This is a genomic window from Demequina aurantiaca, assembly GCF_000975135.1.
Lineage (GTDB): Bacteria > Actinomycetota > Actinomycetes > Actinomycetales > Demequinaceae > Demequina > Demequina aurantiaca.
The window spans coordinates 449,866-463,694 of the sequence record NZ_BBRF01000001.1 but is presented as its reverse complement, the minus strand read 5'-3'; the positions used below and the strand labels follow the sequence as shown (position 1 = coordinate 463,694).

The following is a 13,829-nucleotide window of genomic DNA, read 5'->3' as shown; positions in this document are numbered from 1 at the left end:
TGCCGTCACACCGGAGTCCTCACCAAACGCCTCCGCAGTGAGTCGGACTGCCTTTGCGCCCCACGACTGCTCATTCATGCCGTCGCGTCTGTGTCGCCGGGCTCCGCCAGCGAGTCGCGCCCACCTGCCCGGGCGGCCTTGGACCGAGGCACAAAGTCCTCGTCGTCCTCGAGTTTGGGTGCCATGGGTCCGCCGAGGCCGGGACGCTTGTCCTTCTGTTGGCCGCCGGCGCCACCTTGTCCACCCATTCCCATCATGCCGCCACTGCGCGCACCTCCAGCGCCCGCACCGCCACCTGCACCCGAGCCGCCGCTTGCGCCGCCCGCTCCGGCCCCGGTCTGGCCACCACTACCGAGGAGGCCGCCGGCACCGCGTGCACCGGCACCCGAGCCCGCTGCGCCGCCAGCGCCGCCCAAGCCGCCAGCGCCGATGCCACCGGAACCACCAAGGCCACCGGGCATCCCAGCCCCGCCTGCGCCACCGGGCATACCGCCAGGACCCATGCCGGCTCCATACCGTAGAGCTGCGGCACCTGCAGCCGCGCCGCCGCCGAGGGCCCCCGCGGCCAGACCCTGGCTAGGGCCGTTGCCACCCACACCAAAACTGCCATTCGCCCCGGGCCCAAAACTGCTTCCGGAGCCGCCACCGGAGCCGCCAGGAATGACTCCCTGACTGTTACTGTCTACCGCGAAGGAGGAGCCAGGACCAGAGCCGTAGTCGAGATCACCGGACGAGCCCTCACCGCCCGATGGCGCCCAACCACCGGAGCCGCTCATCCCGGCACCACTGCCGGAGCCGCTTCCGGAGCCCGAGGCGTTCGAGCCCGCACCAGTTAGACCTGCACCCGCGCTACTCCCGGCTCCGCTACCGGTCGAACCGCCGTAGCTCCCAGCTGAACCGCCGTAGCTCCCAGCTGATTCGCCGTAGCCCCCACCAGACCCGCTAGGTCCGCCGCCAAAGGTGTAACCCTTGGATGAGTTCCCGTTGTTCGCCGGGTCCCGATCGCGATCATCCTCTTGGCGCTTCATGGGTTTGAGTTGAGTCGAACTCGTCTGGAGTTCTTCCTGAAGTTGGTTGTACGCCTCTTCGGCTTTCTTCTTCCGCTGCTCTTCTAGAAAGTTCCCGTAGACGCTCTCAGCGTAGGTGGGGCTGACGGAACGACCCATGTCTGAGAAGTAGATGGTGCCGTCAGGTGGCGTGCTGGCCGCGGCGTACCTGACCCATTGAGGGACGGTGGCTTCGGGCAATTGCGCCACGCGGTCGCGTGCTCGGTCGAGCGCGGCATTGGCGCTGTCTACGGCAGGCTTCTTGGCGACGACCTCGTCTTCAAGTTCGCGGAAATCCTTTGACAATTGAGCATACTTTTCGCGGATTGCGTCGCCAGTGGCGCCTTCGATGCCCTCGAGGCTCGCCAGCGCATTCAGGGTGCTGGCGAGCGCGTCGAACGCCTCGCGCGCACTGGTGAGGCCAGTGGTCTCCCAATGTCCTGCCCCAAGAATGCTGTTGAGTACCTTCTCGTGATCCATCATGAAGACTCTTTCTGTGAGCGTCTGACGACGACTACTGTCACGACAATTCCTGCGATGACGACGAGTGCGACGATGGCGATCACCAAGGGCCATGGCCACGCCGTGGAAGTGGCGTCGTCCGTCGGGGTGGGTGTGGCGCTTGGAGAAGCACTCGGGGTCGGATCTGGGGTGGACACCGCCGACGCGCTCGCACTGGGACTGGGCGTCGATGCAGGCGTGAGCTCCAGTTGCGCCGGCGTAGGTTCGCCATCCTCGGTAATGAAGGGGTTGGTGTCTGGGTACTGAAGAGGGTCGTCCGACAGGAGGCTGATCGTGTCGACGCTCCCATAGCCGTTCACAAAGGTTGGGTCGTAATACGGCTCATGCGGTGATTCGACGTCGGTGTTGTGGATCAGTAGCTGAAGGATCTGATTGTTGGTGGCGGCAGGGGTTTTTTGCATCGCAAGCGCGAGATTGCCCACCGTAATTGGAGTGGCGTAGGACGTTCCGCTGCCAATGCGCTGGCGATCCCAGGCGCCGTCATCGCCCTGCAGTGCCACATCCACGCCGGGGGCGACCACGTCAATAAACTGGGTCATATTGGGTTGCCCGTCGCTATCGAGGGCTGGCTTGCCGCCCGGGCCAAAGGCCCCCACGCCAAGCACTCCGTTGAAGAAGTTGAAAGTCTCGTTGATACCAAGATCGTCCGTGTCGTTGGAGGTGGAGACTGCCACGACGACGCCGCGACTTATCGCGTACGTCAGGGCATCGGTAAGAGCCTGTGAACCCCCGATGGCGAACGACATTGAGATGATCCGTGCACCATTGTCGACCGCGTCCACAATGCCGGCGGCCACAGCATCGGCGATGTAATAGTTGTTGGCGCCGTCCGAGTCGTAGCATGGGTCCTCGATGTCGACACCAAAGCCATAAAATAAGACGGAGGCGCCCGGGGCAACACCGGTGAGGCCGTCTTGCCCGGGATACCCTTTGCCGTCGCCCAATATTTTTAGCGCGATGTTGGTTCCGTGTGAAGCGACATGGAGGTCGTCAGTATTGACTTTCTGCAGGTCACCAGATTCGTCCCGGCATAGTGAATCCGGCATCACGGTGAGGTCTGCGCCCTGAAGAGCGGGCACCGCCGTATTGATCCCGCCGTCGATGATGGCAACGGTGACCCCGGTGCCGTCGATGCCCTGGTCGTGGTAGTCGTCAATCTTGTAGAGATCGATGTAGTACTCGCCATCGTCCACGATGGATGCGGACGCGGGGAGTCCAACCCCCACAGTGACGGCGAATGTGAGAACGGAGACCAGCGCGAGACGGGGCGAAAAACGGTGTGGCACGGACTTATTCAGCTCGCTTTGTAGTGGATGAGGGAGTAGGAGTGGGCGTGGGCGTGGGCGCTGGGCCATCGTTGACGATGGTGGTCAGCAGACCTTCCGTTTGCTCGGCCTGGTCGTGGAGTTTGTCCGTCTCGATGCTGGCGTCAGCGTCGACCTCGGACAACTGAGTAAGAGCGGCTTTTATGTCATCGGCGAAGGCGACGAGTTGTTCACGCAGGACTTGGGCTCGTTGGCCAATCTTCTTGGCCTCCTTATCGAGCTCGTCGTCAAAGACATTGGTGGCGGTCCACACCTGCGGCCCCCGGCGCTCGGACGCGCTGGCCTCGTCCGGGTAGACCTGTTCCTGAGCCTTCTTGATTTGCTCAAGAACAAAAGCGGCGTCAAATGAAATGCCAAGGCCTGAAGTAATCACGGGATTGTCCTTTGCGAGGAAACGAGACGAGCACGCGGTGAACCCCGCAGCGAAGTGCCGCGGGGTTCACCTACGGGTGAACGTCAGCTAGATGCTGAAGCGCTGTGCTGCTTTGTTGTCGGTGTTGGTGTAGCCAGAGGAGATCTCCTGGGTGGAGCGTGCGATCTGCTCGAGGAGCTGCTGGAGTTCACCAATCGAGGCATCCCACTTGCGCTGGGCTGCGTCGTAGGAGGTCTGTGCCTCACCACCCCACTGGCCGCGCAAGGTGGAGACCTTGTTCTCAAGTTCGTTCAGTTCGTTGCGGATGCCGGTCGCTCCACCACGGATCTGCTCCGACAATGCGGTGACCTGCTCGGGGCGAACACTCATTGATTCCATCATTAGATAACCCCTGTCCTTAGTTCATCATCGAGCCGAGGCCCGAGATTGCCTGCTGGTGGGACTGCTCCGAGGCAGCCTGGTCCTTCTCCGTGCCACGGAGAGCATCTTCGAGGGTGATCAACACGTCGTTGAGCTTCCTCGACTCTTCGTCCCAACGGTTCATCAGCTGAGTGAACGAGTTGGCGGCGCCACCGGTCCAGTACGAGCGCAACTGTTCAATCTCGCCCCGGACGGTCTTGATCTGCTTCTCGATATTTGCCTTGGCGGTACCGACCGCTTCCGCACCCTTGCGGAGCGCGCCTTCTTCTGCGGAAATGACATCAGCCATTTCACACCTCCCCTAATAGTTGGAAATCAAGCGTGTGATGGACAACAGCCGCACGACACGACCACAGGCAGAATACCGACGAACCGGACACGAGGGCAACATGAGACCCAGTTAATCTTTGTAGAATTCATCACACAGGTATGCGTAGTGACCCCCTCGGGCCATTGTCGAGTGCGGATACGGCAATAGACTGTGCCGAGTCAGTTTTCATGCTTGGCCCGAGGTCATCGATGCCGTCCCAGGGAGGAAGTCCACGTGTCGCAATCCGTAGGTGCTCCAAGTGCGCTCGTGAGGGTGTCCGTGTTGATCGACGACCGCCAGCTAGACGTGGGTATTGCGGCTAGTGTGCCGTTGATCGAGGTCATGCCCGGGTTCGCTCGTAGCCTCGGTGTGCTTGACCCCGCTCTCGTTCACGGAGGCTACGCACTGCAGCGAGCCGATGGCACGACCCTCGATGCCAGCCTCAGCGCCACCGCGCAGGGAATTCACGATGGCGACCTCCTGACCCTGCTTCGCGGCACCGCCTTCAAGGAGCCCCGCGTCTACGACGACGTAACCGAGGCCGTGATCGATGCGGCGACCGAACACCACGGCGAGTGGACGCCTCGGGACAACTCGCGCACTGCGCTCGCGGTGAGCCTCACGTTTCTGGCGCTCTGCGCTGTTTTGCTGCTGAGCGCGGGGGCCTCGCTGACCCTTGGCCCCCTCATCGCCGGTGGTGGCGCCGTCGTCCTCCTGGCAGCATCGGCCGTGTTGGGGCGCCTGGGCCAGACCGAGTCAGGGCAGGCCTTCGGGCTGGCCGCCGCCGCCTACGCCGGCATCGCCGGCTTCCTCGCAGTGACCGATGGCACGGTGTGGGGCTGGCCGCTGGCTGCGGCAGCGGCTGCGGTGATGCTCGCCGGAGGGATCGCCTTCGCGTTCACCCCGCGCAGACCCGAAGCACAGTTCATTCCAATTGCGTGGGGCGTGATCGTCGGGATTCCGGCGCTCATCACGGGTCTTGTGCCCGACGCCGCCCTCCCGGCGTATGCCGTGATGGTCGCACTCGCGGGCGCCCTGGGCAACCTATTGCCGTGGCTTGCTCTCAGCTCTACGCGCATCCGGGTGATCTCTCCTCAAAGTGACCAAGAGATCTTCGCGGTGCCCGGTGAGATTGATGCTACTGCGGTGAAGGCCCGCGCCGCGGCCGGTGCGAGGGTCCTCAATTCACTACGCATCGCGGTGGGTCTCGGGGTGCTGGTCGCGACGCCGCTGGTGGCCGGGGCCAATGCCGCGGGTGCGCTGCTGACCGCCTTCGCTTTTGTCGGAATGATGTTCCAGTCCCGCCAGGTCTACGCGAGGGCTTCGGTGCTCATCGTGATGACTCTAGGTGCGCTTGGCCTCGCCGCGACCGCCCTCACCGTGCTCTTCGAGCAGCCACAGCTACGCACGCCGCTACTTGTGGTGTTGCTGGTGGCCACGGCGGTGCTCATCGGGCTGACTCTGCTGAGTCCTGGTGCGAGGTTGAAGCTGGCACGCGCGGCAGACATGGTCGAGGTGCTTCTCCTGGTGGCGATGCTTCCGCTAGGCATCCTCGCGGCTGGCTGGGCATAGCCGATGGCGTCAAAGAAGGACCTGATTGATGCTCAGAGTTTCAGTCGCCGCCGCCTGCTCACCGCCTTCACCGCCGGAGCTCCGGGAGGCAAGGAACTCGAACCAGCCAAGCCGATGCGTGCGGTGGTCGCGGGCATCGCGCTCGCCGCATTGGTGCTGGTGGCGGGAATCTTTTACGGGCTGCTCAAGCCAGGCTTGCCGCCAAATTGGGAAACCAACGCGCTGATTCTGGTGAGCGACTCGGGCGCGCGGTACTTTTCCAGCAACGGCACGTTGTATCCGGCCATCAACTCCACGAGCGCACGGCTGCTGGCGCCCGGTGGCGAACTCAATGTCTTGGGAACCGACAGCGGATCGCTCGACGGGATCCCCATCGGCCCGACGGTCGGGATTGTGGGTGCGCCTGACGATGTCCCCGCCGCGGAGAACCTCATCAATAGCGGCTGGGTGGCGTGTCCTGTGGGCGACGGCACCGCGGTGGACCTCGCGGGCAACGCCGATCCCGCACCCCAGGGCGCTGGCACGGTGGTGGCTAGCGACGGAATGACGTACGTCATCGCCGGTTCCCACCGCTACGCCGTGTCGCCCGACGCGCCGGACAACGTGTCGTCGGTGCTGCGCGAGGTGGGGCTTGCGGACCAGGTGGCGCTCGAGGTCGACAGCCGGTGGCTCAATCTGTTCGCGGCAGGCGACGACCTCGATCCACTGACCATCGCGGGCGCGGGCAATCCAGCGCCGGGAACCGACCTGTTAGTGGGTCAAGTCATCAGTCAGGACGCGACAGAGGCTCGCTATTTGGTCACCCCGGAGGGCACGCTTGCCCCCTTGACTCCGCTTGCGTATCGGCTCTACCTGATGGGGACCGGCGCATTGCTTGGCGAGGCAGTCGAGGTCTCCTCATCCGACACCATCGGCATCGAGACTGACCCAGAATCCGACTACGGTTCAGACTGGCCCGCCGAGGTGCTCACGGAGCTGCCGGCTGATGCATTGCCCTGCGCGCTGCTCGACGCACAGGGAGGTGGAGTGTCAGGCTCAATTCTCGCCACGGCCTCAACGGTGCCTGACTCCGCCACGGTGTCAGTTCCTGCGCGTGGGGGAGCGCTGGTGTTGGCGGGAGGGGAGGGCGACGAGTCGGTGAGTGGCTACGTACTCGTCGACGAACTCGGCACGGCCTACGCAATTCCCGCGTCGGCAGGCGACGACGCGCCAGGCATAGACGACGTGTTGTTGCGCCTCGGGTACACGACTGACGATGCGGGACAGGCGACCTCGGCGTGGATGCAATTCTTCGCCGCCGGACCCGATCTCACCGTCGAGGCCGCGCGCCGGACGCCGCAAGGGGTGCCGGCCGTGACGGACCAACCGTCGCCCGACTCGTCTACCCAACCGTCCGAGGGGGAAGCAGAGGCGGCCGCGTCGGCGACCACGGCATCGGCCGCGGTGCCGCGCTCCCTGGCGCGGGGTCGCTCTTTTGTTGCCGACTCGACAGTGCAAGCTTGCGAAGCGGGGGTGGAGCAGTTCGTCGATGAACGGCCGCCGGCGCTGAGCATGTTGCAGGCCATGGAGGCCAGCGCACTCGCCACCGGAGAAGGCGTCACCGTTGCCGTGGTCGACTCCGGAATCGACGCTGACAACGAGCACCTTCGCGGAGTGGTCGTTGATGGCATCAACCTGGTGAGCGACGGCGAGGACGCGCGCGGGATGACCGACGTGTTCGGTCATGGGACTCAGGTGGCGGGGATTATTGCCGCACAATCGGTACCGGGATCCGGAGTCGTGGGTGTGGCTCCGGACGTGACGTTGCTCTCCGTGCGTGTGTTCCGCGGCACTGATGACGACTCCATCGCGGCTGGATATGACGCCACGCCCGCGCGCATGGCGGAGGGCATTCGCTGGGCCGTCGACAAAGGTGCGGACATCATCAACGTCTCTCTCAGCGACACCGGTGACGACTCCGGGGTGCGCGAGGCCGTGGCCTATGCCGACGCGCGAGGTGCCCTCGTGGTCGCCAGCGCGGGCAACCGCCAAACCGCGACCAGCGAACTCGACGGCCCGCGCTATCCGGCCGCGTACCCCGCCGCCCTCGCGGTGACGGCGGTGGACGCGGCGGGCAACGGGACGTCCGATTCGATCCACGGCTCACACGTCGAACTCGCAGCACCGGGGCAGGACGTTCTGACCGCGATGTCTACCGGTGGCGACTGCATGTACGCGAATGACAAGCCGTCGTCGAGCTACGCGACCGCTTACGCGAGCGGCGCGGCGGCCTTGGTCGCGGATACCCACGCAGGGGAGACTCCCGCCCAGTGGCAGTATCGCCTGATGGCGAGCGCCACCCGCGGCAACCCCGATGTCCGTAGCGATGTGGTGGGGTGGGGCAACGTTCAGCCCTATGACGCCCTCGTGATGGTGCCAGGCAGCGGCGAGCGTGGCCCGGCCAACCCGTTCACCGGCCAGAGCGGACTGACCGTGGACGCTCCCACGGTGGCGCTCGTGCCACATCAGACCGAGTCGCCGTTCGTGCAGTCGCAGACGATGTTCGTGGTGGTCACGCTGGCCGCTGCAGTGCTGTTGGCGACGCTCGCTACCGTGTTGGTGGTACGTCGACAGGCGGATGTGGTGGCCCCCAAGGTCGATCAGGGCGACGGGATGCTCGACCAAATCAAAGGCGCCTCCACGCGCATTACGCCCGAAGGGTAATGCCCGCCCTGCTCGCGAGGGCGTCCGCCACGTCCAGCCAGATCTCGTCGGGCGCCGTCAGCAGGGGGGCTCCAGGGACGCCGGGAAGATACTCGGCGCCATCGAGCCTGCGCACGGTGAAACCCGCTTCACGCACAATTGCCGCACCCGGGGCGTGGTCCCACGGGTGTGTGCGGGAAAACAGCAGATAGTCAGTATTGCCCAGCAGCAGGTCGGCGTAGTCCCAGCCGGCGCACATGCGCGGCTCGGCAATCTCGCCGATGCTCGCCTGCGCCTCCAGGAGCGCGTACCTGGCGTCCGGATCCACATAGCGGGCCGATGCCGCGCCGCGTAGGGTGCCGAGAGTGCGCCCACCGGACGCAGCGTCTCCGACGACCCGGGCGGGAATCGGCTTGCCGTTGAGGGTCGCGCCCTTGCCGCGTACTCCTATATATAGGTCTCCAGTCTCAGGGTGCAGGATCCAACCCGCGGTCGCGACCCCCGCTTCCATGTACGCCACCATGACCGCGTACGTCTCGGAACCGTGCACAAAGTGATACGTGCCGTCGACGGGGTCGACAACCCAGGCGGCCGATGCATCGGCTAGAAGGTCGGGGAGCGCTGGGTTGTCGGCGGTCGCCTCCTCGCCCACGACGGGGGCATCGACGATCTCTCGCAGGCGCCTCGTGAGAAAGATCTCGGCGTTCTTGTCCGCCTCGGTGACGTAGTCGTTCGGGCCCTTGAGTGCGATATCGCCGTCGGCGAGGGCACGGAATCTGGGCCGGATTTCGGCATCGGCCGCATCGGTCATTGCCAGGGCTACGCGGGTGATGTCCATAGGCCCATGGTGACACCCCAAAGCAACGAAAAGGTAAACGCCTCATCAGGCCCCCGGGTGGCGGCATCGGTTTCGGTATGTATTCTGTGACCGACGCGCCCCGCATCTTTTGGGCTCACGCCATCTGACTAGAAAGTAGGTCCCATGACCCGCAAACTCGTGATCGTCGAGTCTCCCACCAAGGCCGGAACCATTGGCGGTTACCTTGGCGACGACTACGACGTCGTGTCGAGCGTGGGTCACATTCGCGACATCCCCGAACCCCGGGAGATGCCTGTGGAGGTCAAGAAGGGGCCATTCGGTAAGTACGGCGTCGATGTGGACAACGGCTTTGAGCCGTATTATCAGGTGTCGGTGCGCGCCAAGAAGACTGTGGCGGACATCAAGCGCCGACTCAAGGACGCCGACGAGCTCTATCTCGCAACTGATGAGGACCGTGAGGGAGAGGCCATCGCGTGGCACCTGCTCGAGGTGCTCAAGCCCAAAGTGCCAGTTAAGCGCCTGGCTTTCCACGAGATCACCCGCGAGGGCATCGAGCGTGCCATGGCGGCGCCGCGCGACATCGACATGGAGATGGTGGAGGCGCAGGAGACGCGCCGCATCCTGGACCGCCTGTACGGCTGGGACATGTCCGACGTGATGCGCCGCAAGGTGGGTCAGGGCTCGAGTGCCGGTCGCGTGCAGTCGGTTGCGCTGCGCCTCGTGGTGGACCGCGAGAAGGAGCGCATGGCGTTCCAGAGTGCCGAGTATTGGGACCTCACCGCGACGTTCGCCGCGAAGGCCGGGCCCGATGCGGGGACCAAGTTTGCCGCCAAGCTCGCCAAGGTGGACGGCGCTCGCGTCGCGAGCGGTAAGGACTTTGACGACCGCGGCGTACTCACGTCAGACAAGGCCCATCACCTGACTGCCGGGGCCGCTGGCGCGCTGGCGGCCGGCCTCGCCAACGCCGACTTCTCCGTTGTCAATGTGGCCTCGAAGCCGTACAAGAAGCGCCCGGTGGCGCCGTTCATCACGTCGTCGCTCATCCAGGAGTCCAGCCGCAAGCTGAGCCTCGGTGCGCGTCAGGCGATGGGCGTCGCGCAGGCCCTGTACCAGCAGGGTTACATCACTTATATGCGTTCCGACTCGCCCACCCTGTCGAGCGAGGCCATCAAGGCCGCCCGTTCTCAGGCCATCGATCTGTTCGGCTCGGATGCCGTGCCGACCTCGCCGCGCATCTATGCGTCGGCAGATTCGAACGCCCAAGAGGCGCACGAGGCCATCCGCCCGTCGGGCGACAAGTTCCGCACGCCCGAGTCGCTGCGTACGCAGCTTCGCGGCGACGAGTTCCGCATGTACGAGATGATCTGGAAGCGCACGCTCGCCTCGCAGATGTCGGACGCCGTGGGAACCACCTCGACCATCACGATCGGCGCGAAGTCCTCCGCCGGTCACGCCGTCGAGTTCACCAAGTCCGGCACCATCCTCACCTCGCCCGGCTTCCGCGCGCTCTACATCGAGACTACTGAGGCGAAGCGGTACGAGGACGAGGACGGCAAGCAGCCGTCTGACGGCGACTCGCGCCTGCCGCAGGTGGCCGAGGGCGACGGTGTTGATGCCAGCGACCTCGAGCCCATCACTCACGCGACCAACCCGCCGCCCCGCTTCACTCAGGGCGCGATGATCAAGGAACTCGAGGACCGCAAGCTGGGTCGCCCGTCGACGTACGCGTCCACGGTGGACACGATCATTTCGCGCGGCTATGTAAGCATCGTGCGCCGCAACCTGGTGCCAACCTGGCTCGCGTTCTCCATTGTGGGACTGCTTGAGGAGCACTTCCCGTCGCTCGTGGACTACGGATTTACGGCGGACATGGAGGCAGGGCTGGACCGGATCGCTGCCGGCGACCGCGCCATGAAGGACTGGCTGCAGGAGTTCTACTTTGGTAGCCCCAATGTCGAGCAGCAGGGCCTGCGCGAGCTCCTCGAGAACATGGGCGAGATCGATGCCCGCGCCATCAATACGTTCATGATCGGTGACGGTATCGCCGCCCGCAACGGCCGCTACGGTCCATACGTGGAGCGCGAGGTCGACGGCGAGCAGCAGCGCGCCTCGATTCCCGAGGACTTGGCACCCGATGAGCTCACTGTCGCCAAGGCCGAGGAATTGTTCGCGAACCAGGGCGGGGACGAGCGCGAACTGGGTTCCCACCCGGAAACCGGCCGCACCATCGTCGCGAAGGCTGGTCGCTTTGGTCCGTACGTGACCGAGGTTCTGCCCGAGGATTCCAAGGATCGGCCTAAGACGGCGTCACTGTTCAAGTCGATGCAACTTGAGACCATTGGCCTGGACGACGCGGTGGTGCTCATGAGCTTGCCGCGCGTCGTGGGAGTCGACCCTGAGGACAACACCGAGATCACGGCCCAGAACGGCCGCTACGGCCCGTACCTGAAGAAGGGCACGGACTCGCGCACCATTGACTCCGAGGACCAACTGCTGGACATCACGCTTGACGAGGCGCTGGCCATTTACGCGCAGCCCAAGCGAGGACGTGGCCGCACCGCCGCGCCGCCCCTCAAGGAGTTGGGCACTGACCCCGCCAGCGAGAAGCCGATCGTCATCAAGGCCGGCCGTTTTGGTGAGTACATTACCGACGGCGAAACCAACGTGACCATCCCGCGCGGCGAAACCGTGGACGAGATGAACCACGAGCGTGCCGTGGAGTTGCTCGCGGACAAGCGCGCCAAGGGTCCGGCAAAGAAGAAGCGTGCTCCCGCCAAGAAGAAGGCACCTGCCAAGAAGCCCGCTGCTAAGAAGGCTCCCGCGAAGAAGGCTGCGCCAAAGAAGAAGTAGTCGCTCGCTTGCCAGCCGGGGCACGTTGCATCTTTGCGCGACCACCGGCTGGCGTGCGAAGACGCATTCCGAGCGCCCAAAGCCACCCAGGGATGAGCACCGCGGCGAGTGCGCGCTGCCACCAGCCGAACCCGTCGCCCACCACCATTGGCCATGCGGTGAACGTGGCGAACAGGATGAGCGCCAGGAAGCCAAAGACGAGTGACGGGATTGCCCAGCGGGCCCAAGCATCGGCCGTACGGAAGACGGCCCACCCCACAAAACCGAGCAAAATAAGCGCGATGAACGCGGCGCCCGCAGCTCGCGAGTGGACGATGCCCTCGATGCTGTGAGACTCGGTGCCGAGCGGGTCTGCGCGGAAGACGCCCGCGGTGAACATCCCGAGCGCGGCAATGCCTGCGAGCGCCGCGAGCCCGGTGGCGCCCCGAATCCCTGCGAGCGATCGGCGCAGGCCGATGCCCGCCGCTGCCCACCCCGCCGCGTTGATCAGAAACGCCAGGCGAATGACCCAGGCCCAGTCGCCGCGCGCATAGTTCGAGATGTACGCGTTGCCGGGGGCGAGGTCGGGGCGGATCAGGTGGAACGCCGCGACGGTCGCGATCCAGACGGCGGCGCCCGTGATCGCGATGGCGCCAAGGGTGCGGGTGCTGATCGGTGAGGGACGGTGACTTCTGGATGCTCTCATGCCGCTAGTTCGCATCCCGGCTCTCTAGGATTGGTCCGCTGCACGAGCGGGGTAGCGCGCGGGCGTTCGAGGGTGCGCACGCCGCGGAAGCGAGGGACGTGTGGGTTTGCGCTAGGAAACAACGAATCTTGGGCGCGAGGCATGCCGCAGGTCGTGCGCGTTGCTAAGGTGACGTTATGACTGCCAACGAAGCCACTCCCGTCCCGTTCACCGCACCCGCCCCCGACCCCATGGACGCACCCGCGTATCGCTGGGGCATCCTTGGCGCAGGCGGTATTGCCCGCAAGCTCGCCGATGCTGTCACCAATCACACCGCCTCGTCGGTCGTGGCCGTGGCCGCGGCGTCGAGCCAGGAGCGTGCGCAGGCCTTTGCTGACGAGATGGGCGTCCCCACCGCCTACGGCTCTTACGAGGAGCTCGTCGCGGATCCCGACGTCGATATTGTTTATGTTGCGACCACGCACAACCACCACCACGAGCCCGCACTGCTCGCCATCAATGCAGGCAAGCACGTGCTCGTCGAGAAGTCCTTCACTCAGAACTCCGCACAGGCTCAGCTGATCGTTGACGCCGCGCGGGCCAAGGGCGTCTTTGTGATGGAGGCCATGTGGGCCCGTCACCTGCCACACATGTACGCGGTGCGCGAAGTGATCGCCCGCGGCGACATCGGCGAGGTGGGCTCGGTCGTTGCCGACCATGGCCAGATGCTCACGCACGTTGAGCGCATGATTCGTCCGGAACTCGCCGGTGGCGCGTTGCTGGACCTTGGCATCTACCCGGTCGCTTTCGCGCACGACATCCTGGGTGTACCAGAGTCGATCACGTCCGTGGGTCGACTCCGCGATGCGGGCGTCGACGGTCAGATCTCGATGATCTTCGACTATCCCAGCAAGGGCGCCCAGGCATCGCTCACCACCACGATGGAGTCCCGTACGTCGTGCATCGCGCACGTCGGTGGCACCAAGGGCGAACTGCACATCGAGGGGACGTTCTACAACCCCACCTCGTTCACCGTGGAGCTGCTCGACGGCACCCGGTGGTCGTTCGATGGCATGATTGAGAACGGCTTCCAGTACGAGGCCGCCGAGTGCGCACGCCGCATTGCTGCGGGTGAGACCGAGAGCCCGCTCCACACTCTCGATCAGTCGCTCGAGCTCATGCGCATCCTCGATGAGATCCGGGCACAGGTTGGGGTCGTCTACCCCGGTGAGTAGTAATCAGACT

General features: G+C 64.9%; 11 protein-coding genes. 4 read left to right on the top strand and 7 right to left on the bottom strand.

Annotated elements, in window-relative coordinates:
* Positions 1 to 74: 74 nt before the first annotated feature.
* The 5 genes from AOP73_RS02020 to AOP73_RS02000 all read right to left on the bottom strand — a co-directional run bounded on the left by AOP73_RS02020 (position 75) and on the right by AOP73_RS02000 (position 3,975).
* The gene (locus AOP73_RS02020; protein WP_061962972.1) at positions 75 to 1,529 is read right to left on the bottom strand and encodes a hypothetical protein; all 1,455 of its coding nucleotides are present in this window, start codon (positions 1,527 to 1,529) and stop codon (positions 75 to 77) included.
* Complete coding sequence (locus AOP73_RS02015) at positions 1,526 to 2,854, bottom strand: S8 family peptidase (protein ID WP_061962971.1); 1,329 nt, start codon at positions 2,852 to 2,854, stop codon at positions 1,526 to 1,528. The genes AOP73_RS02020 and AOP73_RS02015 overlap by 4 nt, the downstream gene beginning before the upstream one ends.
* A 4-nt stretch (positions 2,855 to 2,858) precedes the next feature.
* On the bottom strand, positions 2,859 to 3,266 hold the full coding sequence (locus AOP73_RS02010; RefSeq protein ID WP_061962970.1) for a hypothetical protein: 408 nt from the start codon (positions 3,264 to 3,266) through the stop codon (positions 2,859 to 2,861).
* An 87-nt stretch (positions 3,267 to 3,353) separates the two neighbouring features.
* Entirely contained in the window at positions 3,354 to 3,647 is a 294-nt protein-coding gene (locus AOP73_RS02005) for a WXG100 family type VII secretion target (RefSeq protein WP_236683480.1), read from the bottom strand.
* 16 nt (positions 3,648 to 3,663) lie between these two features.
* Positions 3,664 to 3,975: a WXG100 family type VII secretion target gene (locus AOP73_RS02000; protein ID WP_061962969.1), complete on the bottom strand. Its 312-nt coding sequence runs from the start codon at positions 3,973 to 3,975 to the stop codon at positions 3,664 to 3,666.
* Between the two features lie 255 nt (positions 3,976 to 4,230).
* Between AOP73_RS02000 and eccD the strand changes: the two genes are divergently transcribed.
* Entirely contained in the window at positions 4,231 to 5,568 is a 1,338-nt protein-coding gene (eccD, locus tag AOP73_RS01995; RefSeq protein ID WP_061962968.1) for a type VII secretion integral membrane protein EccD, read from the top strand.
* Between the two features lie 3 nt (positions 5,569 to 5,571).
* The gene (locus AOP73_RS01990) at positions 5,572 to 8,271 is read left to right on the top strand and encodes a type VII secretion protein EccB (protein WP_061962967.1); all 2,700 of its coding nucleotides are present in this window, start codon (positions 5,572 to 5,574) and stop codon (positions 8,269 to 8,271) included.
* Here the strand turns inward: AOP73_RS01990 and AOP73_RS01985 are convergent.
* Entirely contained in the window at positions 8,255 to 9,088 is an 834-nt protein-coding gene (locus AOP73_RS01985; RefSeq protein ID WP_061962966.1) for an inositol monophosphatase family protein, read from the bottom strand. The genes AOP73_RS01990 and AOP73_RS01985 overlap by 17 nt on opposite strands.
* Before the next feature lie 144 nt (positions 9,089 to 9,232).
* Between AOP73_RS01985 and topA the strand changes: the two genes are divergently transcribed.
* Entirely contained in the window at positions 9,233 to 11,920 is a 2,688-nt protein-coding gene (topA, locus tag AOP73_RS01980; protein ID WP_061962965.1) for a type I DNA topoisomerase, read from the top strand.
* Here the strand turns inward: topA and AOP73_RS01975 are convergent.
* Positions 11,877 to 12,605 (bottom strand): DUF998 domain-containing protein, encoded by a 729-nt coding sequence (locus AOP73_RS01975; RefSeq protein ID WP_061962964.1) that lies wholly within the window; start codon positions 12,603 to 12,605, stop codon positions 11,877 to 11,879. The two genes, topA and AOP73_RS01975, sit on opposite strands and share 44 nt — an antisense overlap.
* A 176-nt stretch (positions 12,606 to 12,781) precedes the next feature.
* Here AOP73_RS01975 and AOP73_RS01970 point away from each other — a divergent pair, with 176 nt between their 5' ends.
* On the top strand, positions 12,782 to 13,819 hold the full coding sequence (locus tag AOP73_RS01970; protein WP_061962963.1) for a Gfo/Idh/MocA family protein: 1,038 nt from the start codon (positions 12,782 to 12,784) through the stop codon (positions 13,817 to 13,819).
* The last annotated feature ends 10 nt before the right edge of the window (positions 13,820 to 13,829 follow it).